Annotated in this window: 21 protein-coding genes and 1 pseudogene; 21 read left to right on the forward strand and 1 reads right to left on the reverse strand. The window is 57.3% G+C overall.

What is annotated here, in order from left to right:
• The 20 genes from BG52_RS15370 to BG52_RS08325 all read left to right on the forward strand — a co-directional run.
• The coding region (locus BG52_RS15370) for an anthranilate synthase component I family protein (protein WP_036667089.1) at positions 1 to 958 on the forward strand (958 nt) is incomplete at its 5' end.
• A gap of 20 nt (positions 959 to 978) precedes the next feature.
• Complete coding sequence (gene trpD / locus BG52_RS08235; protein ID WP_036582573.1) at positions 979 to 2,022, forward strand: anthranilate phosphoribosyltransferase; 1,044 nt, start codon at positions 979 to 981, stop codon at positions 2,020 to 2,022.
• Positions 2,012 to 2,809, forward strand: a complete 798-nt coding sequence (trpC, locus tag BG52_RS08240; protein ID WP_036582570.1) for an indole-3-glycerol phosphate synthase TrpC — start codon at positions 2,012 to 2,014, stop codon at positions 2,807 to 2,809. Before trpD ends, trpC begins: the two co-directional genes overlap by 11 nt.
• Complete coding sequence (locus BG52_RS08245; RefSeq protein WP_036582567.1) at positions 2,806 to 3,465, forward strand: phosphoribosylanthranilate isomerase; 660 nt, start codon at positions 2,806 to 2,808, stop codon at positions 3,463 to 3,465. The genes trpC and BG52_RS08245 overlap by 4 nt, the downstream gene beginning before the upstream one ends.
• On the forward strand, positions 3,462 to 4,667 hold the full coding sequence (trpB, locus tag BG52_RS08250; protein WP_036582565.1) for a tryptophan synthase subunit beta: 1,206 nt from the start codon (positions 3,462 to 3,464) through the stop codon (positions 4,665 to 4,667). Before BG52_RS08245 ends, trpB begins: the two co-directional genes overlap by 4 nt.
• Positions 4,654 to 5,460 carry a tryptophan synthase subunit alpha gene (trpA, locus tag BG52_RS08255; protein ID WP_036582563.1) on the forward strand — a complete coding sequence of 269 codons (807 nt, stop codon included), beginning with the start codon at positions 4,654 to 4,656 and terminating at the stop codon, positions 5,458 to 5,460. Before trpB ends, trpA begins: the two co-directional genes overlap by 14 nt.
• 156 nt (positions 5,461 to 5,616) lie before the next feature.
• Positions 5,617 to 6,714, forward strand: coding sequence for a histidinol-phosphate transaminase (hisC, locus tag BG52_RS08260; protein WP_036582561.1), 1,098 nt, complete (start codon positions 5,617 to 5,619; stop codon positions 6,712 to 6,714).
• 5 nt (positions 6,715 to 6,719) lie between these two features.
• A complete protein-coding gene (locus tag BG52_RS08265) occupies positions 6,720 to 7,811 on the forward strand; it encodes a prephenate dehydrogenase (RefSeq protein ID WP_036667090.1) in 1,092 nt (363 codons plus the stop codon).
• Between the two features lie 520 nt (positions 7,812 to 8,331).
• Complete coding sequence (locus tag BG52_RS08270; protein WP_036582553.1) at positions 8,332 to 8,928, forward strand: RNA polymerase sigma factor; 597 nt, start codon at positions 8,332 to 8,334, stop codon at positions 8,926 to 8,928.
• Positions 8,925 to 9,530 (forward strand): anti-sigma factor family protein, encoded by a 606-nt coding sequence (locus tag BG52_RS08275; protein WP_036582550.1) that lies wholly within the window; start codon positions 8,925 to 8,927, stop codon positions 9,528 to 9,530. Before BG52_RS08270 ends, BG52_RS08275 begins: the two co-directional genes overlap by 4 nt.
• Before the next feature lie 26 nt (positions 9,531 to 9,556).
• Positions 9,557 to 10,156, forward strand: coding sequence for a histidine phosphatase family protein (locus BG52_RS08280; protein WP_036582548.1), 600 nt, complete (start codon positions 9,557 to 9,559; stop codon positions 10,154 to 10,156).
• A gap of 119 nt (positions 10,157 to 10,275) precedes the next feature.
• A complete protein-coding gene (locus BG52_RS08285; protein ID WP_036582546.1) occupies positions 10,276 to 11,520 on the forward strand; it encodes a hypothetical protein in 1,245 nt (414 codons plus the stop codon).
• 55 nt (positions 11,521 to 11,575) lie between these two features.
• Entirely contained in the window at positions 11,576 to 12,082 is a 507-nt protein-coding gene (locus BG52_RS08290; RefSeq protein ID WP_036582544.1) for a gamma carbonic anhydrase family protein, read from the forward strand.
• Between the two features lie 23 nt (positions 12,083 to 12,105).
• Complete coding sequence (locus BG52_RS08295) at positions 12,106 to 12,288, forward strand: IDEAL domain-containing protein (RefSeq protein WP_036582541.1); 183 nt, start codon at positions 12,106 to 12,108, stop codon at positions 12,286 to 12,288.
• A 195-nt stretch (positions 12,289 to 12,483) separates the two neighbouring features.
• Positions 12,484 to 12,918 carry a DUF2487 family protein gene (locus BG52_RS08300; protein ID WP_036582538.1) on the forward strand — a complete coding sequence of 145 codons (435 nt, stop codon included), beginning with the start codon at positions 12,484 to 12,486 and terminating at the stop codon, positions 12,916 to 12,918.
• A 230-nt stretch (positions 12,919 to 13,148) separates the two neighbouring features.
• Positions 13,149 to 13,679 carry a Rieske (2Fe-2S) protein gene (locus tag BG52_RS08305; protein WP_036582535.1) on the forward strand — a complete coding sequence of 177 codons (531 nt, stop codon included), beginning with the start codon at positions 13,149 to 13,151 and terminating at the stop codon, positions 13,677 to 13,679.
• Between the two features lie 17 nt (positions 13,680 to 13,696).
• Positions 13,697 to 14,368, forward strand: a complete 672-nt coding sequence (gene qcrB, locus BG52_RS08310; protein WP_036582531.1) for a menaquinol-cytochrome c reductase cytochrome b subunit — start codon at positions 13,697 to 13,699, stop codon at positions 14,366 to 14,368.
• A 19-nt stretch (positions 14,369 to 14,387) separates the two neighbouring features.
• On the forward strand, positions 14,388 to 15,254 hold the full coding sequence (locus BG52_RS08315; protein WP_036582528.1) for a menaquinol-cytochrome c reductase cytochrome b/c subunit: 867 nt from the start codon (positions 14,388 to 14,390) through the stop codon (positions 15,252 to 15,254).
• Positions 15,255 to 15,321: 67 nt separating this feature from the next.
• Positions 15,322 to 15,990: a DUF1405 domain-containing protein gene (locus tag BG52_RS08320; protein WP_036582525.1), complete on the forward strand. Its 669-nt coding sequence runs from the start codon at positions 15,322 to 15,324 to the stop codon at positions 15,988 to 15,990.
• Positions 15,991 to 16,031: 41 nt separating this feature from the next.
• Positions 16,032 to 16,895: a sporulation protein YpjB gene (locus BG52_RS08325; protein ID WP_190287503.1), complete on the forward strand. Its 864-nt coding sequence runs from the start codon at positions 16,032 to 16,034 to the stop codon at positions 16,893 to 16,895.
• Positions 16,896 to 16,904: 9 nt separating this feature from the next.
• On the opposite strand, the gene BG52_RS08330 is transcribed toward BG52_RS08325, so the two are convergent.
• Complete coding sequence (locus tag BG52_RS08330) at positions 16,905 to 17,795, reverse strand: YitT family protein (protein WP_036667092.1); 891 nt, start codon at positions 17,793 to 17,795, stop codon at positions 16,905 to 16,907.
• Positions 17,796 to 17,967: 172 nt separating this feature from the next.
• On the opposite strand from BG52_RS08330, the pseudogene BG52_RS16780 reads away from it, so the two are divergent.
• Positions 17,968 to 18,068 (forward strand): annotated as a pseudogene (locus BG52_RS16780) (nucleotide pyrophosphohydrolase); the annotation flags it as partial.

Genomic DNA, 18,068 nt, shown 5'->3' on the forward strand with positions numbered 1-18,068 from the left:
CCAGCAGCCGCTCCCGTATCCACTGATGGCCGGCGGATCGCCGCCGGCGGACCCCGAGCTCGGCGTGGTTCACTCTAACGTTACGAAGGCGCAGTTTATTGCGAATGTGGAGAAGGCTAAGGAATATATCCGGGCCGGCGACATTTTCCAGGTTGTGCTGTCCCAGCGGTTCAGCATCGACACGGAGGTCGATCCGCTTCATGTATACCGCGTGCTGCGCACGATGAACCCGTCGCCTTATATGTACTATCTGAAGCTGGACGAGGAGATCATCGTCGGAACCTCGCCGGAGGCGCTCGTGAAGGTGGATGGCGGACGGGTGGAAACGCGGCCGATCGCCGGCACGCGGCCGAGGGGCAGGACGCCAGAGGAGGATCTGGCGCTGGAACGCGAGCTTCTCGCCGACGAGAAGGAACGCGCCGAGCATCTGATGCTGGTCGATCTCGGCCGCAACGACATCGGGCGAGTCGCGGAATACGGCAGCGTCAAATGCGATGCGTATATGGAGATCGAACGGTATTCGCATGTCATGCATATCGTCTCCAACGTATCGGGCAAGCTGCGTCCGGATAAGGATTTCTTCGACGCCTTCGTCTCCTGCATGCCGGCGGGCACTGTGTCGGGAGCTCCTAAGCTGCGGGCGATGGAAATTATTTCCGAGCTTGAGCACGAGGCGCGCGGCGCATACGCCGGCGCGATCGGCTATCTCGGGTTTTCCGGTAGCCTGAATACCTGCATCACGATCCGTACGATTGTGTTCAAGAACGGCAAAGCCTATGTGCAATCCGGCGCGGGCATCGTATGGGATTCGGTGCCGGAGAGCGAGTACCAGGAAACCGTCAACAAAGCGAAGGCGTCGCTCAAGGCGATCCGCGCTGCGGAAGCGATGTTTCCGGCGCGTGAATCGCACGGCTCGCACCGCAACGTAACGAATATGGATTATTACCATCGCGTGTAGAAAATAAGGGGGGAGCGGAGATGGCGGAGACGAATACGATGCAGCAGGCGCTAAACCGGCTGATCGGCGGCGGCGACTTGTCGCGGGAGCAGGCAAGGAGCGTCATGGAGACGATGATGAGTGGCGAAGCGACGTCCGCACAAATCGCCGCGGTTGTGACGGCGCTCAGAATGAAGGGTGAATCGATGGACGAAATTGCGGGCTTCGCCGAGGTGATGCGCGCTTTTTCCAACCGGGTCGTGACGGAACAGGACGGGCTGCTCGATACGTGCGGAACCGGCGGCTCCGGCATTCATAAATTCAACATCTCGACCGCTTCGGCGATCATCGCGGCGTCGGCCGGCGTGCGCGTGGCAAAGCACGGCAACCGGGCCATGTCGGGAAAGGCCGGCAGCGCGGACGTGCTCGAAGCGCTCGGCGTCAACATCAATTTGACTGCGGCGCAAGCGGGAGATTGCCTGAACGCGATCGGCATCTGCTTCATGTTCGCGCAGCTGTTCCATCCGTCGATGAAATATGCGGCTGGGCCGCGGCGCGAGCTTGGCGTGCGGACGATTTTCAACATGCTCGGTCCGCTGACCAATCCGGCGGGCGCTGACCGTCAGCTGCTCGGACTGTACGACCGTTCGCGGACCGCGACGGTTGCGGCGGTGCTCGGCGAGTTGGGCCTTAAGCGGGCGCTGGTCGTAAGCAGTCATGACGGCCTGGACGAGATCAGCATATCGGATGCAACGCAAATATCGGAGCTGGGCGGCGGGGATGTTCATACCTTCGACATCACGCCGGAGGAGTTGGGACTGACACGGCGCTCGCTGGGCGAGGTGGCGGGCGGCGACGCGGCGGAGAACGCCGCGATTATCCGGCGCGTTTTCCGCGGCGAGGAGAAGGGGGCATACCGCGATATCGTGCTGGCGAATGCCGGCGCCTGCATTTACGTCGGCGGCCAGGCCGATTCTCTGCAGGAGGGCGTACGCAAAGCGTCGGAGACGATCGACTCGGGTGCGGCTGGAGACAAGCTTGAGGCGCTTATTCGAATGACGGGAGAGTTGACTCATGTTTCTTGATAAAATCGTGGCGGTTAAACGTAAGGAAGCGGAGGAGCTTGCGGAGGCGTTCTCGTTGGAAGAGGCCGAAAGGCAAATCGCCCGGATGCCTGCGACGAAAGGATTCGAGCGGGCTCTTGCGGATGGACGGAAACGTGCGCTTGGCCTGATTGCCGAGGTGAAGAAGGCGTCGCCCTCCAAGGGGCTCATCCGGCCGGACTTTCATCCGGTCGAGCTGGCCCAAACGTATGAACGGGCGGGCGCGGACTGCATTTCCGTCCTGACGGACCGGGATTTCTTTCAGGGCTCGAACGATTATTTGACGGACATTCGCGCCAATGTCGGGGTGCCGCTGCTCCGCAAGGATTTCACGATCGATTACCGCCAGATTTATGAGGCGAGGCTGATCGGCGCGGATGCGATTTTGTTGATCGCCGCGATCCTGACCCCCCGTCAGATCGCCGATTATCATGAGTTGGCCCAATCGCTGGGCATGGACGTGCTGGTTGAAGTGCACGACCGTGCCGAGCTGGAGACGGTGCTGGAGCTGGACAAAGCCACGCTGATCGGCATCAACAACCGCAACCTGAAGACGTTCGTCACCGATCTCGCAACGACGGAGGAGCTGATCGGGCTTGTACCGGACAACGCCACGCTGATCAGCGAGAGCGGCATTGCGGGGCCCGGCGACCTTGCGTACCTGCAGGGCCTGGGCGCGAAGGGCGTGCTGATCGGCGAGCATTTCATGCGGAAGCCGGATGTCGGCGAGGCAGTTCTGGAGCTGATGGGACCGGTAACGGAGCGATGAGCGCGCGCATCAAAATATGCGGGCTTCGCGACGCGGAAACGATCCGGGAAATGGACGGATTGCCCATCGACGAGATCGGCTTCATTTTTGCAAAAAGCCGCCGGCAGGTGACACCCGAGCAGGCGGCCGGGTTGATAGCCGAAGCCTGCCGTTTGCGTGGTTCGAACGGCTTGCCGCCCCGTACGGTCGGGGTTTTCGTCAACCCGGAGCTCGAGGAGCTGCAGGCGCTGCTCGGTACCGCGCCGCTTGACGTGCTGCAGCTGCACGGCGGGGAATCGGCCGCTGACTGCCGCGCGATTCGCGAGGCGACAGGGAAGATGGTGTGGAAGGTGTTTTCGATCCGCGGAGACGAGAGAGTGACGGCGGCCGATCGGGTTGCGCCCTATGCCGGAGCAGTTGACGGGATCATGATCGACACCGCCGGCGGCGGCACGGGAACCGCGTTCGATTGGTCCGTGATCGGCGACTACAAGGAGGCGGCCGAGGCGATCGGCGTTCCGCTCTATGTGGCGGGCGGCCTGCATGCCGACAATGTCGCCGGGCTGGCCCAGCGTTACGCGCCGGACGGCGTCGACGTATCGAGCGGCGTGGAAACGGACGGTGTAAAGGATATAACGAAAATCAGAACGTTTGTGGAAAGGGTGAGGGCAAGATGAGTCAGGTGCCAGACCAGCACGGCCGGTTCGGCAAATTCGGCGGACGCTACGTTCCCGAGACGTTGATGAACGCGCTGATCGAGCTGGAGGAAGCTTACAAGCACTATTCGACGGATCCGGAGTTTATCGCCGAGGTCCGACAGCTTCTGAAGCAATATTCCGGACGGCCGACCTCGCTCTATTATGCCGACAGGCTGACAAAGCAATTGGGTGGGGCCAAAATCTATCTGAAGCGGGAAGACCTCAATCATACGGGCGCGCATAAAATCAACAACACAATCGGCCAAGGCGTGCTCGCGAAACGGATGGGCAAGACGAAAATCATCGCCGAAACCGGCGCGGGCCAACACGGCGTGGCATCGGCTACCGTCGCGGCGCTGCTTGGGATGGAATGCAAGGTGTTCATGGGCGAGGAGGATACGAAGCGTCAGCAGCTGAACGTGTTCCGCATGAAGCTGCTCGGCGCCGAGGTGGTGCCCGTCCTGTCGGGGACTCGCACGCTGAAGGATGCCTGCAACGAAACGCTCCGCTATTGGGTCAGCCACGTGGACGACACCTACTATATTCTCGGTTCCGTAACAGGCCCGCATCCGTATCCGATGATCGTGCGCGACTTTCAGCGGATTATCGGCGATGAGACCAGGGAGCAGATTGTTGCGGCCGAAGGCAGGCTGCCGGATTATATCGTGGCGGCCGTCGGCGGCGGCAGCAATGCGATGGGGATTTTCTACCCGTTCGTCGGGGACGAATCGGTGCGGCTGCTCGGCGTCGAAGCGGCGGGCAGAGGTGTCGACACGCTGGAGCATGCGGCTACGATGACCAAGGGCAAGCACGGCGTTTTCCAGGGCTCGCTCAGCTATGTGCTGCAGGACGAGTTCGGCCAGGTTCAGCCTGCGCATTCGATCTCCGCAGGTCTCGATTATCCGGGCATCGGACCGGAGCATTCCTACTTGAAGGACAGCGGGCGTGCGGAGTATGTGCCGATTACCGATGCGGAGGCGCTGGAGGCGCTGCAGCTGCTGTCGCGCACAGAGGGCATCATTCCGGCGCTGGAATCAGCGCATGCCGTCGCGCATACGACGAAGCTGGCGCCGACGCTCGGCAAGGATAAGGTGATCGTGATCAGCCTGTCCGGACGCGGTGACAAGGATGTCGAGTCGATCATGCATTATTTGGGAGGTAACGGAATTGAATCGCATTGACGCCGCATTTGCACGTCTTCAGGCGGAGGGCCGTACCGCGCTTATTCCGTTTATCACGGTCGGCGACCCGGATATCGACACGTCGGTCGACATTATCCGCAAGCTCGCGGAAGCGGGAGCGGACATGATTGAGCTAGGCGTGCCTTATTCCGACCCGCTGGCGGACGGGCCGGTCATCCAGCGCGCCTCGGAGCGGGCGCTCGTTCATCGAATTACGATTCTCGACTGCATGCAGGTCGCCGAGGATGCGCGCAAAGCCGGCGCGGATTTGCCTTTTATTTTGTTCACTTACTACAATCCGGTGCTGCAGCTCGGCCTGGAGTCCTTTTTCTCATTGATTGCCAATAAAGGCATCAGCGGGCTCATCATTCCCGATCTTCCGATCGAGGAGGACGAGGAGGTGCGCGGTCTGGCGGAAGCGGCGAACATTCATTTGATCCCTCTGGTGGCGCCTACCTCCCATGACAGGGTCGTGCGCATCGCCGCCAAAGCGCGCGGCTTCGTTTACTGCGTTTCCTCGCTTGGTGTCACCGGCGTCCGCTCGGATTTTCATGCCGGAATCGATGAGTTTCTGCGCTCCGTGCGGGATGCCGCGAACGTTCCGATCGCCGTAGGCTTCGGCATTTCAAGCCGGGAGCAGGTCGAGCGGATGGCAAAGCAGGCGGACGGCGTCATTGTGGGAAGCGCCATCGTGCGGCGAATCGAGGAATCGCTGCCGTTATTGAACGATCCGGCGACGAAGGAAGAAGGCTTGAACCGGATCCGTGATTATGTCGCGACCTTGAAAGTGTAGCCGCCTGCCTGTTTGCATTCTCCGGCGCAGCTGTTCGATTATACGACCTCTGACGGCGCAAGCCGCAGGGGTCTTTTACTTGATGATTGGGTACGGATATGAGACAATGGGTTCCATCGATAACGAATTTGGAATAATCCGGTGAGGTGATCCGCAGTGCAGCCAAAAAGCAATATCGTCCATTTACCGGTCTATCAGCCCGGCAAGCCGATCGAAGACGTGAAGCGCGAGCTCGGCCTGACCGAAGTGACCAAGCTGGCCTCCAACGAGAATCCGTTCGGGTGCTCGGAGCTGGCCAAGCAAGCCATTATGAATGAAATTGGAAATACGAGCGTCTATCCGGACGGAGCCGCCGTTGCCTTGACCGACACGCTGGCCTCTCAGCTTGGCGTGGGGAAGGACCAGCTCATTTTCGGAGCGGGCTCCGACGAAGTGATTCTGATGATCGCCCGCGCCTTTCTTGTAAAGGGCGACGAGACGATTATGGCGGACGAGACGTTCGCTCAATACAAGCATAACGCGGAAATCGAGAACGCTGCCATTATCGAGGTGCCGCTGAAGGACGGCAAGCATGATCTGCCGGCAATGCTCGCCAAAGTAACCGATCGCAGCAAAATCGTCTGGATATGCAACCCGAACAATCCGACCGGCACCATCGTGACCAAGGAGGAGCTGGACGTTTTTATGGCGCAGGTGCCGGCATCGGTGCTGGTGGTGCTTGATGAGGCGTATTGCGAGTATATCGACGATCCTTCGTATCCGGACGGCGTCGATTACGTCAAAGCGTATCCCAACGTCATTGCGCTCCGCACGTTCTCCAAAATCTACGGTCTCGCGTCGCTGCGCATCGGCTACGGGATCGGGCGTCCGGACATCATCCGCTTCGTTAATCAGGTGCGCGAGCCGTTCAATACGACGCGCTACGCGCAGGCGGCGGCCAGGGCGGCGCTCGGGGACCACGCATTCGTACAGTCCTGCCGCGATCGGAACGCGGAAGGACTCCGTTATCTTCAGGAGCAGTTCGACCGCCTTGGACTGTCTCACTTCCCTGCATACGGCAACTTCGTGATGTTCGACGCGCAGCGTCCATCGGCGATCGTATTTGAAGAGCTGCTTAAGAAGGGGATCATCACGCGCGCGCGGTGGACCTATTATCCGACGCATATCCGGATAACGGTTGGCAGCCGTGAGCAGAACGAGAAGTTCATCCAGGCGCTTGAGCAGGTGCTGCAGGAAGTGGCGGTGCAAGCATAACCTCTATGACGACAATCACGATATTTGGCGTCGGCCTGATCGGCGGATCGCTGGCGCTCTGCTTCAAAGACAAGCCGGGCTTTCGGGTAATCGGCCATTCGGTTCGGCAGGCTTCTGTGGATAAATATGTGCAACGCGGCGTCGTCGACGCCGCCACCACCTCGATGGAGGAGGCGGCGGAGAACGCCGATTTTATTTTTTTGTGCGTACCTGTCGGCAATCTGGATGAGTACGTGCGCAAGCTGAGCAGGATGAAGCTTAAACCGGGCTGCATCATCACGGATGTCGGGAGCACCAAAGCGTCGGTAGCCGCATCCGCCTCTTCACTGCAGTTGAAAGGGGCCGTTTTTATCGGCGGCCATCCGATGGCCGGGTCGGAGCGTTCGGGCGTGGAAGCGGCAAGCTCGCACCTGTTCGAAAACGCCTACTACGTGCTGACGCCGGACCGGGAGACGCCGAGGGAGGCGCTCGACCGGTTAACGGAGCTGCTGGAGCATACGAAGGCTCATATCGTTGCTGTCGACGCAGAGGAGCATGACGAGATCGTCGGCGCAATCAGTCACCTTCCGCATATCATTGCGGTGGCGCTGGTGAATCAGATCCGCGGCTATAACGAGACAAACGCCTTGTATGAGGCGCTGGCCGCTGGCGGTTTCCGAGACATAACGCGGATCGCGTCCGGCGATCCGGTTATCTGGCGGGATATTCTGCTGCACAACAAGTCGGTGCTGCTTCGACTGCTGCACGATTGGCGGGAGGGGACGGACCGGTTCATTGAACTGATCGGAGCGGGCGATGCGGACGGGATCGAAGAAGCTTTCCGCAGCGCCGGCCATTTCCGCAGCCAATTGCCGGAGCGCCGCAAAGGGATGCTGCAGGCTTTATACGAATGCTATATCGACGTGCCCGACCATCCTGGCATTATCGGCCGGATCGCAACCGAGCTCGGCGACAACCGAATCAATTTGAGCAACCTGCAAATCATTGAGAGCAGGGAGGACGTCCCGGGCATACTCCGGCTCTCTTTCCGGAAGCAGGAGGAGTTGGACCGGGCGGTCCGGCTTCTGGATTCATTAGATTTCCGCGTTCATTACTGAGCCCGGTCCTCCATAGCTTATACCATGTAGCGAAAAACGCGCTTTACAAGCGCGTTTTTCGCTGTTCCAGGGCGATTCGAAAATGGATAATTAAAATGTAAGCGGATACTTGACAAAATGAAAACGAATACATATAATAAGGGTACAGTATGGTTTCTCTCCACTCCTATCCATATCATTTGCACTTTGTGCAGCCACCTTTCGGGTGGTCTTTTTTTTGCGAAATTTTAATCTCTAAACGTCCTGCTGCTGTGATACAATAAACCTAGCTTGTAAAATTATGGAGTATACCGGTTGTGTCGAACGAAGCAGGATTTTCGGCTTAATGCTCGAAATTTTATAGAATCGATTATTTTAACACTTCACGCCGAGCCGCCGCGTTTTTTCTGCGGCGGAATCCGGCGACATCGTTTTATAAAAATTTTATTTGCGACATCGCGAAACTTTTCCCTCCCTTTTCGGTACAATGAGTATAACCGGACTGGGAGCTGAATTCGAAGGCCAAGGAGGGTCGCTTTGGATGACCGACTCCCAGTTAATAAGAGAAATAAAAGACGGCAACGTACAGCTTTACTCGGAATTAATGCGACGCTATCAACGCAAAATATTAGCCTTCATTTTTCATATGCTGAAGGGTGCACAGCTCGAGCTTATGGCTGAGGATCTGTGCTCGGAATCATTCTATAAAGCGTATCGCAGCTTGCATTCATTCCGTGAAGGAGAGGCCTCCTTTTCCACCTGGCTGTACACGATTGCCCGGAATACGGTGTTAAGCGAGCTTCGCAAGCAAAGGACGGGCCATGTGTCGCTGGAGGAATCCGGCCTCATGCCCGTCGCTTCGCCCGATTCCGTGCCGGAGCAGCGGCTGCTTCAACGGGAGCGCATGGGTCTTGTTCGCGATGCGATTAACAACTTGCCAGAGAAACAGCGATCCGCCCTGATTTTGAGGGAATACGACCAGATGGACTACCAAGAGATCGCCTCGATCCTCGGCCAGACCGTCAGCTCGGTCAAGTCGCTGTTGTTTCGGGCGAGAGCCAGCGTCAAGACGCAGTTGGAGCCGTATTTCGGAGAATCGCCGTTCATGGAAGAATACGAGGGGATGAAAGCGCGATGAAATGCGAGGAAGCGCAGGAGCTGTTCGGCGTGTATTGGGATTTGCCCGAGAAGGATCCGGAACGGGAGGTTTTGGAGAAACATTTGCTTCACTGCGAACCCTGCGCGGAAGAATTCCGCATGTGGGAAGAAAGTGAATCGATGATCCGGAATTTGACGACGGAGCAGCCTTCCATTGGACCTGTCGATCATGTGAATCGCGGAGTCATGAACCGGATTTATGCGGAAGACAACTGGTTTATGCCGGTGAAGGAGCGAACCTATCAGTTTACGGGCGCGTTCAGGCGAAAGTTGGCGGCGGTCATTGCTTGCTGCCTGGCGATGTTCAGCAGCGCCTTTTTTTATCTGGTCTTTGGTAGGCCCGCCGATTCCTCGGCGGTCGAGGTCGAGAAGCTGACCGGGTTGCTGGACACGGCGAACGCCTCAAGCCAGACGGCCGCCATCAGCCTGGATTTTTATCAGGATATTCCCGTAGCCAGCATCAGCGATCCGCTCGTGCTGCAGGTTGTTCCGACTGTGCCGCAGTATTGGGTGGCTTTATCCTTGCTTGGCATGATTATGACCCTATTGACGATCAACTGGATATCCCGGACACGCGCATAATTATGAAATGAAGGAGCGGGTGCAATTTGATCATCGGCTTGATCCGTCACGGCAAAACGGATTGGAACGCCCTCGGCAGAATTCAAGGGCAGACGGACATTCCGTTGAATGAAGAAGGCAAACGGCAGGCGGAAGCGCTGGCGTTACGGCTTTCGGGCGAAGGGCGGCAATGGGATGCGATTGTCTCCAGCGATTTGCGGCGTGCGGGGGCTACGGCGGCGATCATTGCGGCCAGGCTCGGTATCCCGCGTCTGCCGTCCGATCCGCGGTTAAGAGAACGGTTTTTCGGGGAAGTCGAAGGCACGACGGAGGAGGAACGGCTGCTTCGTTGGGGACCGGATTGGCGCAAGGCCGATGCGGGACAAGAAAGTGATGAATCCGTGCAGGCGAGGAGCCTGGCATTCGTTCAGGAAATGCTGACCGCAAACAGGCACCCCCGGCTGCTCGTCGTCTCGCACGGCAGCTTACTGGCGCAGCTGCTGCGGGGGATGTGCGACAAACTTGACGACAGTCATTTGGTTAACATGTCGTTGTCGGTCCTGCAGTACGAGGCCGGCGCGAAACGATGGAATTCCGTTCTGCATAATTGCACGAATCACTTGAAAGAACTCACGCCCAAGAGCTGAGAACCGGATGATCCGGTTCTGGCTTTTTTTTTTCTGGCGACCTATGCGAATGTCCATACGGGTTTAAAATCTTCCAATCGTCCCATAATGATAGTAAACCGATGGAACGGAGGGTTTTTATGAACCTGGCCGATATGCTCGGCTATGCGGATATCGCACAGCTTACACGGATAGCGGTCGCCTACGGCTGCGATTGCAACGGACATTCGAAGCACGAGTTGATCCAATCGATCCTGACCGCCGTCGGCCGCAGAGAGCTCTTCGATGCGCAGATCGACGGTATGCCGATTGAGGACCTGCGGTTTCTGAACTCTCTGCTGTTTGACGCGCGTGAAGCGTTCAGCCTTGAAGAGCTGTTGGCCCGTGTGCGTCTCAGCCGGTTCGACCGAACCGACTCTGTCGCTGCCAAGGCGCCGGAAGCTAAACAGGCGGTCGCCGCGAAAGCGGGACGGGCACCGGTTCCGGGAAAGCGACAGCGCGCGAAGCCAGGCGCCAAAGGGGTGAAGAACGAGAGTGCCCCGGCCGTATCGCCGGAAGCGAGCTTGCGGGAGACGATAGCGCGCTTCAAGCAGTCGGGCTGGCTGTTCAACGGTTACTCCGGGACGAACCGCTATCTTTTCCATGTGCCGAACGATTTGAAGGACCGTTTTCGCGATGCGCTCGGGCGCCGGTTTGAGGCGAGGCTGCACTACGGGGAAGAGCCGGCCGCGTACCGCGACGAGCAGACGCTGATGGCGGAAGATGTGCTGCTGTTTTTGGGGCATATCGACAAGCATGATATCCCCTTGACGGCGGACGGTGCGATGTACAAGCGCAACGCCGCCCAGCTTCTGGAACTGCTCTCCGTTCGTGAAGAGCTTCCCCAGAAGGGTCCCTGGCGGTTCGGATACGGCCGGCGATTCAAGGATTTTCCGGATCGGCTGGCGCTGATCTACGACTATTCGCACTACAGGAGATGGATTTCGGAGGCTGATTTACGATTGACGCTGACGGCTGCGGGTAAAGAAAAATTAGAAGGACGGATCAGGGAGGAGCCCGAGGTGCTGTACCGCTTCTGGCTGCGCTTGTATAAGGGAGCCGTACCCAATGTTCTGTCTCTCGTTAACTGGATCGACAGGCTTGCCGCGCGCTGGGTATCGGCCGACTCGCTTCAGGCTGTGCTGCTTCCGTACGTCAGGCCGTTTTATTATGACGATGCCGCCGCCGTTCTCGACAAGCGCGTGCTTGGGATGATGGTTCATCTCGGCTTGCTGCGGCAGGGCCGGGACGACGCGCTCGGCAACGTGTACAAAATGACGAATGCCGGGCGGGCGGCGGTTAAAGGCAGCCGGATTGAGGAGCGCGAAGGCCTGACGCTTGATTGACAAGGCGTAGGCCTTACTGCTAGAATCTCTCCTGTCATAAAGGAGGGAACGGAAAATGCTTTTACCTTATGCGGGCAAGCTGCCCGATGTGCACGGCACCGTCTTCACAGCGGAGGGGGCGAAGCTGATCGGAGACGTCACGGTCGGCGAGAAAAGCACGATTTGGTACAATGCGGTGCTAAGAGGGGATTTGGCGCCGATCGTCATCGGCAGCCGAAGTAATCTGCAGGACGGTGTGATCGGACATGTAAACACCGATCAGCCGCTCATTGTCGATGATGAGGTGTCGGTCGGACACGGCGCTATCATCCACGGATGCCGGTTAGGCAGGGGCACATTAATCGGGATGGGGGCCATCGTACTTAACGGGGTCGAAATCGGTGAATATGCTTTAGTAGGAGCCGGTTCGATCGTTACGGAAAACAAAACAATCCCACCTTATACGCTTTCTTTGGGTTCGCCTGCCAGAGTCGTCAGAGAATTGAACGAACACGATCTACAGCGGATGAAAAGGACAATGGAGAGTTACGTGGCGAAAGGAATCGAATACGGAATGGGATAAACACCGGTACGGAGGTGGATCCTATGGACAAAATGAAAGTAACGTATGAAGCAATGTTGGGGCTCGCGGCCGAAATGATACTGGATGAAGCGGTGAACGCATTCCGCAGGAAAAAGATTTATGACGATATAGACAGGGCGTTGGCGGACGGAGACGAGGACGGCTTCAGGCGATTGACGGACGAGTTGAAAACGCTATGCAAATAGGACACGGCGATCACGCAAGTCATCGCGGTCCAGAAGCGGCTACGGCCGCCCGCGGGAGATGACCGTACGGGCACGGAGCCGTTTTTTCTTGCCGTCGTGAAGCGCTTGGACGCGAACGCCGCTTCATTTTGCATGCGCATATTGTTAAGATAATGATCGAAGATAATACGAACGAGTCGGAGGTAGCGGAGAACGATGAAATTCAATGATTTCAGCGCGGAAAAATGGGGGGAGCTGCAGCGGTATTTCGATACGTGCCTGCTTCCGGTCACCGGACTTGCAGGCGGAGAAAGTCCGGATGAAGCGACGCACCAGCTGGAGCGGCTTCGCGATTTGCTGTCGCTGGTCGAAGGGCCCTATGCCGGGCGGACGGTAACGTACCCTGCGCTTCATTACATACCGGAAGGGGAGGCTGCAGCGGATTTGGTGGCAGGCGTCGTCTCTCGGCTCAGGTCGGCCGGCTTCAAATACGTCATTATCGCATCGTTGTCGGCGGAGGGGATAGGCCGTTCGCGGCATGAAGACATCGCCGATTTGTGGCTCGTCCCGCAGGAGGACGGCACACTGCCCGAGGCCCGGGAGGCGTCGGCGGCCGTTCTGGCGATGTGGAAGCGCACGGCGGAGACATAACCGGAGAACGGAACGGCGTGTCTTTACGTTTGAATTAAACGAAGGAGTCAGCCAAATGTGACAAAATGGCAACAAATTTCAAACGGCAAATGATGGGACTTTCAATTTGTTTGAACGATTCTTGACGCTCCAAACCACCTAAGCTATTATAAGTAATGTCTTGGTTCGTTATCAATTATGTCTTGTGGACAAGACCGGCAATACGATTGGCAAAGGGGGTAGAACAGTAGATGAGCAACCACGATCAGCATGAATCCTCGCATAAATCCGTGAAACGCAAAGAGATGTCCCGGCGTCAATTTTTGTCGTACACACTCGGAGGTGCGGGCGCTTTCATGGGTGCCGGCATGATTTTGCCAATGGTTCGCTTCGCGGTGGACCCGTTATTGGTAAAGAAAACGGAAAGCGTGTTCGTAAAAGTCGTCGCGGAAAGTGAAATCGGGAATGAGCCCAAAGAATTTAAGTTCCAGATCAATCAGGTCGACGGCTGGTACGAAAGCGAACCGCAGATCGCAGCATGGATTGCGAGAGGGCAGGACGGGAAAATTTACGCGTTGTCTCCGATTTGCAAGCATCTGGGATGTACCGTAAACTGGAACACACAGGGAGACAATCACTATTTTTGCCCGTGCCACGGAGCGGAATATACCGTTGACGGCAAGCAATTGAAGGTTGCCCCTAAGCCGCTTGACGAATATCAAGTGAAGCTTCAGGACGGAAACGTGTATCTCGGGCCGATCATACCGAACACACGTGTATAAAGGAGGCGTAAAGACAGATGATTAAATCAATATACAATTGGATTGACGAACGTCTGGACATTACGCCGATGTGGAGGGACGTGGCCGACCACGAGGTGCCCGAGCACGTTAACCCGGCCCATCACTTCTCCGCATTCGTGTACTGCTTCGGAGGTCTGACATTTTTTATTACGGTCATTCAGATTTTATCCGGGATGTTTCTCACGATGTATTATGTGCCGGATATTATCAATGCGTACGCCAGTGTTGATTATCTGCAAAGCAAGGTGGCTTTCGGCGGGATCGTTCGGGGGATGCACCATTGGGGAGCGAGCCTCGTTATCGTCATGATGTTCCTACATACGCTCCGGGTGTTTTTTACCGGCTCCTACAAAGCGCCGCGCGAAATGAACTGGGTGGTAGGGATGCTGATTTTCTTCATTATGCTGGGTCTCGGCTTCACCGGCTACCTGCTGCCCTGGGATAACAAAGCCTACTACGCAACGAAGGTAGGCATTCAAATCGCTGACTCGGTGCCGATTGCAGGACCGTATATCAAACAATTGATGCAAGGCGGCGATATCGTAGGAGCGCAGACGTTGACCCGCTTCTTCGCGATCCATGTATTCTTCTTGCCTGGCGCATTGCTCGCCATGCTGGCCGCCCATTTCATCATGATCCGCAAACAAGGCATTTCCGGACCACTCTAATCGAAGGGAGACCTGACCCATGGCCGCAAGCTCCAAGGGCAACGAAAAAGTCGTGTACGTGGGCGACTCCCGGATTCGCAAAGGGACTTCGCCTAACATACCGGCCGACTATTCCGCTTTCCCCGGCAAATCGGAAGCGTTCATACCGAACTTCCTGCTGAAGGAATGGATGGTCGGCGTCGTCGTGCTCGTCGGCTTACTGGTACTGACGATCGCAGAACCGGCTCCGCTCGGATATCCTGCGGATCCGCTTAACGCGGCATTCATTCCGATGCCGGACTGGTACTTCCTGTTCTTGTATCAATTACTGAAATATCCGTACGTATCGCAGGATTATCTCGTGCTCGGCACGGTCGGCGTACCGGGTATCGCGTTCGGCGCGCTTATGCTGGCTCCGTTTCTGGATACGGGCAAGGAACGCCGCTTCTATCGCCGTCCGATCGCGTCGTCATTGATGATTCTGTCCCTGATTGCGATCGTTTATTTGACGAAGGTTTCTTGGGATTTTTACACGCATGAACTGCGGCTCACCAATACAATCCCCGAGCATAAGCTTCGTGAGGAGAAGGCGCGCGAGGCGGCCGAGAAAGGCCAGGAGCGCCCGAATCCGATGAAAAAGGAAAAGCCTGCCGCGCTGGTCGATGCTGACGATCCGGCGACTGCAATCCTTAAGAAAGCGCAATGTATTACCTGTCATGCCGCCGATCTTCAAGGACAGGCCGGCATACCTGCATTGGCAGGCGTCGGCGACCGGTTGACCAAAGAGGAGATCGCCGAAATCGTCACGAACGGCCGAAACAATATGCCGTCTTTCAAAGAGCAGCTATCGACGGCTGAGATTGACCAAGTGGCGACATGGCTCGCCAAGCAGAAGGCAGTCCAATAACACATGTACGCATAACCTGACCGAGCCTGTAACGGTCAGGTTTTTTGCAGGGAAAGGGGTGCCGGTGATGCCGGTTTCATGGTTGTGGAGCGAGTCGGTTCTGATGAAGCGATCGTTTCTGTGGTTGTTGTTTTTAAGTAACGCAGCGGGGACGGCCTACGGTTACATCTGGTACGGCAATCAGCTGGCTTACACGCTGGACAATCACCCGTTGTGGCGAATCGTATTCGTGCCCGACAGTCCGACGGCCAGCTTGTTTTTTACGTTTGTACTGCTGTTTTTTCTGTTTCCGCCCAAGGTGGAGACGAGAGGGTATCTGCTGCTGCGGATGGTCGTCGAAGCGCTTGCCGTTGTGACGCTAGTGAAATACGGTATTTGGGCCGTTACGATGAATGCGGCGCAAGGCGCGCAGGGAGAAGCGCTCAACTGGCAGAACTGGATGCTGATCGCCTCGCATTCGGCTATGGCCGTTGAGGGGCTGTTGTACGTTCGCTTCATGCGTTTTGGGCGCATGGCTGCGGCGCTGGCTTTCGGCTGGATTCTGCTAAACGATGCGGTTGATTATACGTTTGAGGTGTATCCTTGGCTGCCCCGCGTGCTCATCGATAACATCCAGGCTATCCGCAACTTCACGGTCGGCCTGTCAGCCGCGAGCTTTCTGGTGACCCTGCTCGCGTTGGCGCACAAGCGAAGTCTGCTGTACAGAAATTCACGGCGGCATAACGCCAAGGTCTAAGCGGGACACCCTTCTCATAGGATGAAGGAGGAGGGATGTCCGTGAAATACCGAAACCGGCTGTTGGTCGTGCTGACGGCTTTGCTGATCGCCTCCGGGTTGTCTATGGCATGGAAGATGGAAGCGTCGGAGGGCTCCGGCAAGGATCCGCAATCGAAACGGGATGTGCTGGCGGCCTGGACCGAGGGCTTCTATCAAGCCTCGATCGAAGGGAATCGCCAATTGGCATATGGGTATGTATTGAAAATAAAATCCGTCGCCGGGGATCGTGAGCTTCGTTCGTTGGGCACGAAGGAAGGATGGAAGGTGCTTGATGAGCGGCTGAATGCGGCCGAAACACTTATTGAGCGCGGTGAATTCGCCTACACGTGGCGGGAGGAAGCCGCAAGGCTCAAGCTGGCCGTCGACGCGCTCTCCCGTGACCGAAATGCGCTATGGCGGCAATATGAGCGGCTGCTGCGGGAGGATTTGAGCCGCCTGCGTAAAGCGTGGCAGCGGGGCGGGAAAGAAGGGGATGCGTCCGCCTATGCGGCGTTGGATCAGTTGGAGAGCCATACGCTGCGGCTCGAAGCAGCTGCGGCTTTCGGGGCGGAGCCGGCGCGAGTCTCTTTATTGAAGGAGAGAATTCGCTATACGGAGAAGCTGCTGCAAGCGGCTCCAGGCGGTCCGGACAGTGCGAACCGAACGTTGACCGAGGGCTCGTTCATGCTGCTCGGGGATTCCGTGGACCGGTTATTTGCTTCAGACACGGCCCGATCCGCTGCGGTAAGCGCGAGCGGCCATCCGTCCTGGCAATGGGCGGCGATGCTGGCGGTCATCGTGCTGGCCGGCCTCTTCTATACAGGCTGGCAGAAATTTCGCATCGACAGGGACGAAATTACCGTGCCGAAGCGCCCCTACCGCTGAGCCCGTCAATCAGGACTCGCGGAAGCCTTCTCCGATCACGTCGTGCGCCTCGCTGATGACGATAAAAGCCTTCGGATCGTATAAGAGGACGAGTTGCTTTAACAGCCGCACCTCCTGACGCCCAACGACGCAAAAGACGACTTGCTTGTCGGTGCCGGAGTAACCGCCTACGGCCGGCATGATCGTCACGCCGCGTTCCAACTCGCGCATGACCGCATCCGCGACGGCCTGCCCGTTCGTCGTAATAATGGAGAAGGCTTTACCGGAATAGACCCCCTCCTGAATGAAGTCGATCAGCTTGGTGGCGATGAAGACGACGACCAGAGTGTAGAGCACGCGCTCAACGGGGATGAACAGCAGCGACAGCCCGATCACGACCGCATCGAGCGTAAGTATAATCTGGCCCATACTCCAGCCGCGGCCCTTGGATACGATCCGGGCAATGATGTCGACACCGCCGGTCGTCGCCCCGAAGCGGAAGACGACACCGAGACCGGCGCCAAGGGTGACGCCCGCGTACAAGGCGGACAGCAGCAGGTCGCGGTCCGTCGAGAACGGGACAATGTGGCCGCTTGGCGATAGCCGCTCCATTACCCATAAGAAAAAGGCCAGGGAGATCGTACCGAAACCGGCCATCACCATTTGGTTTAAGCCCAGCAACCGCCAGCCTGCTATAAAGATCGGGATATTGAGCAGCAGCGTCGTCAGCGACAGCTTGAGTCCAAACGCATAATTGAGCAATATGCCGATGCCCGTGACGCCGCCCTCCATGAACTGGTTGGGCAGCACGAAATAATGAAGCCCAAACGCGTAGATCGCCGTGCCGGCTGCCACGCCAGCGGCGACGCGCCATTTTGCCGCAAGGCTCGTCCGGAATTTGCCCTTGCCTGCGATGTGCATGATTCGTCCTCCTTGATCTGCGCGCTCTCGACGCATGCTGTCGTTTCTAGTATGCGTTTTTTTGTCGTTCCGCACTAAGAATAACAGCGTTTACCGCCAACCGCAAAGGATTGTTTTCATTATCGCTTTGCGATAACATAAGGTGAGATAACCGGGGGAAGGATGTCGGGCATTGGCAGAAAAAACGTTAGCCGACGTTCAGCGCGAGGTGGACGCATACATATCGCAGTTCAAAGAAGGTTATTTCAGTCCGCTCGCCATGCTGGCTCGGCT

The sequence above is a fragment of the Paenibacillus darwinianus genome (genome assembly GCF_000598065.1).
In the GTDB taxonomy this organism is placed as follows: Bacteria; Bacillota; Bacilli; order Paenibacillales; family Paenibacillaceae; genus Paenibacillus_I; species Paenibacillus_I darwinianus.

What these genes read in the sequence shown, in the direction of transcription:
- BG52_RS08270 (WP_036582553.1), top strand. Translation starts at nt 8,332, where the DNA reads ATGACCGACTCCCAGTTAATAAGAGAAATAAAAGACGGCAACGTACAG.
- BG52_RS08245 (WP_036582567.1), top strand. Translation starts at nt 2,806, where the DNA reads ATGAGCGCGCGCATCAAAATATGCGGGCTTCGCGACGCGGAAACGATC.
- BG52_RS08315 (WP_036582528.1), top strand. Translation starts at nt 14,388, where the DNA reads ATGGCCGCAAGCTCCAAGGGCAACGAAAAAGTCGTGTACGTGGGCGAC.
- BG52_RS08320 (WP_036582525.1), top strand. Translation starts at nt 15,322, where the DNA reads ATGCCGGTTTCATGGTTGTGGAGCGAGTCGGTTCTGATGAAGCGATCG.
- BG52_RS08295 (WP_036582541.1), top strand. Translation starts at nt 12,106, where the DNA reads ATGGACAAAATGAAAGTAACGTATGAAGCAATGTTGGGGCTCGCGGCC.
- trpC (WP_036582570.1), top strand. Translation starts at nt 2,012, where the DNA reads ATGTTTCTTGATAAAATCGTGGCGGTTAAACGTAAGGAAGCGGAGGAG.
- BG52_RS08305 (WP_036582535.1), top strand. Translation starts at nt 13,149, where the DNA reads ATGAGCAACCACGATCAGCATGAATCCTCGCATAAATCCGTGAAACGC.
- BG52_RS08330 (WP_036667092.1), bottom strand. Translation starts at nt 17,795, where the DNA reads ATGCACATCGCAGGCAAGGGCAAATTCCGGACGAGCCTTGCGGCAAAA.
- BG52_RS08265 (WP_036667090.1), top strand. Translation starts at nt 6,720, where the DNA reads ATGACGACAATCACGATATTTGGCGTCGGCCTGATCGGCGGATCGCTG.
- BG52_RS08285 (WP_036582546.1), top strand. Translation starts at nt 10,276, where the DNA reads ATGAACCTGGCCGATATGCTCGGCTATGCGGATATCGCACAGCTTACA.
- qcrB (WP_036582531.1), top strand. Translation starts at nt 13,697, where the DNA reads ATGATTAAATCAATATACAATTGGATTGACGAACGTCTGGACATTACG.
- BG52_RS08300 (WP_036582538.1), top strand. Translation starts at nt 12,484, where the DNA reads ATGAAATTCAATGATTTCAGCGCGGAAAAATGGGGGGAGCTGCAGCGG.
- trpD (WP_036582573.1), top strand. Translation starts at nt 979, where the DNA reads ATGGCGGAGACGAATACGATGCAGCAGGCGCTAAACCGGCTGATCGGC.
- BG52_RS08275 (WP_036582550.1), top strand. Translation starts at nt 8,925, where the DNA reads ATGAAATGCGAGGAAGCGCAGGAGCTGTTCGGCGTGTATTGGGATTTG.
- trpB (WP_036582565.1), top strand. Translation starts at nt 3,462, where the DNA reads ATGAGTCAGGTGCCAGACCAGCACGGCCGGTTCGGCAAATTCGGCGGA.
- BG52_RS08290 (WP_036582544.1), top strand. Translation starts at nt 11,576, where the DNA reads ATGCTTTTACCTTATGCGGGCAAGCTGCCCGATGTGCACGGCACCGTC.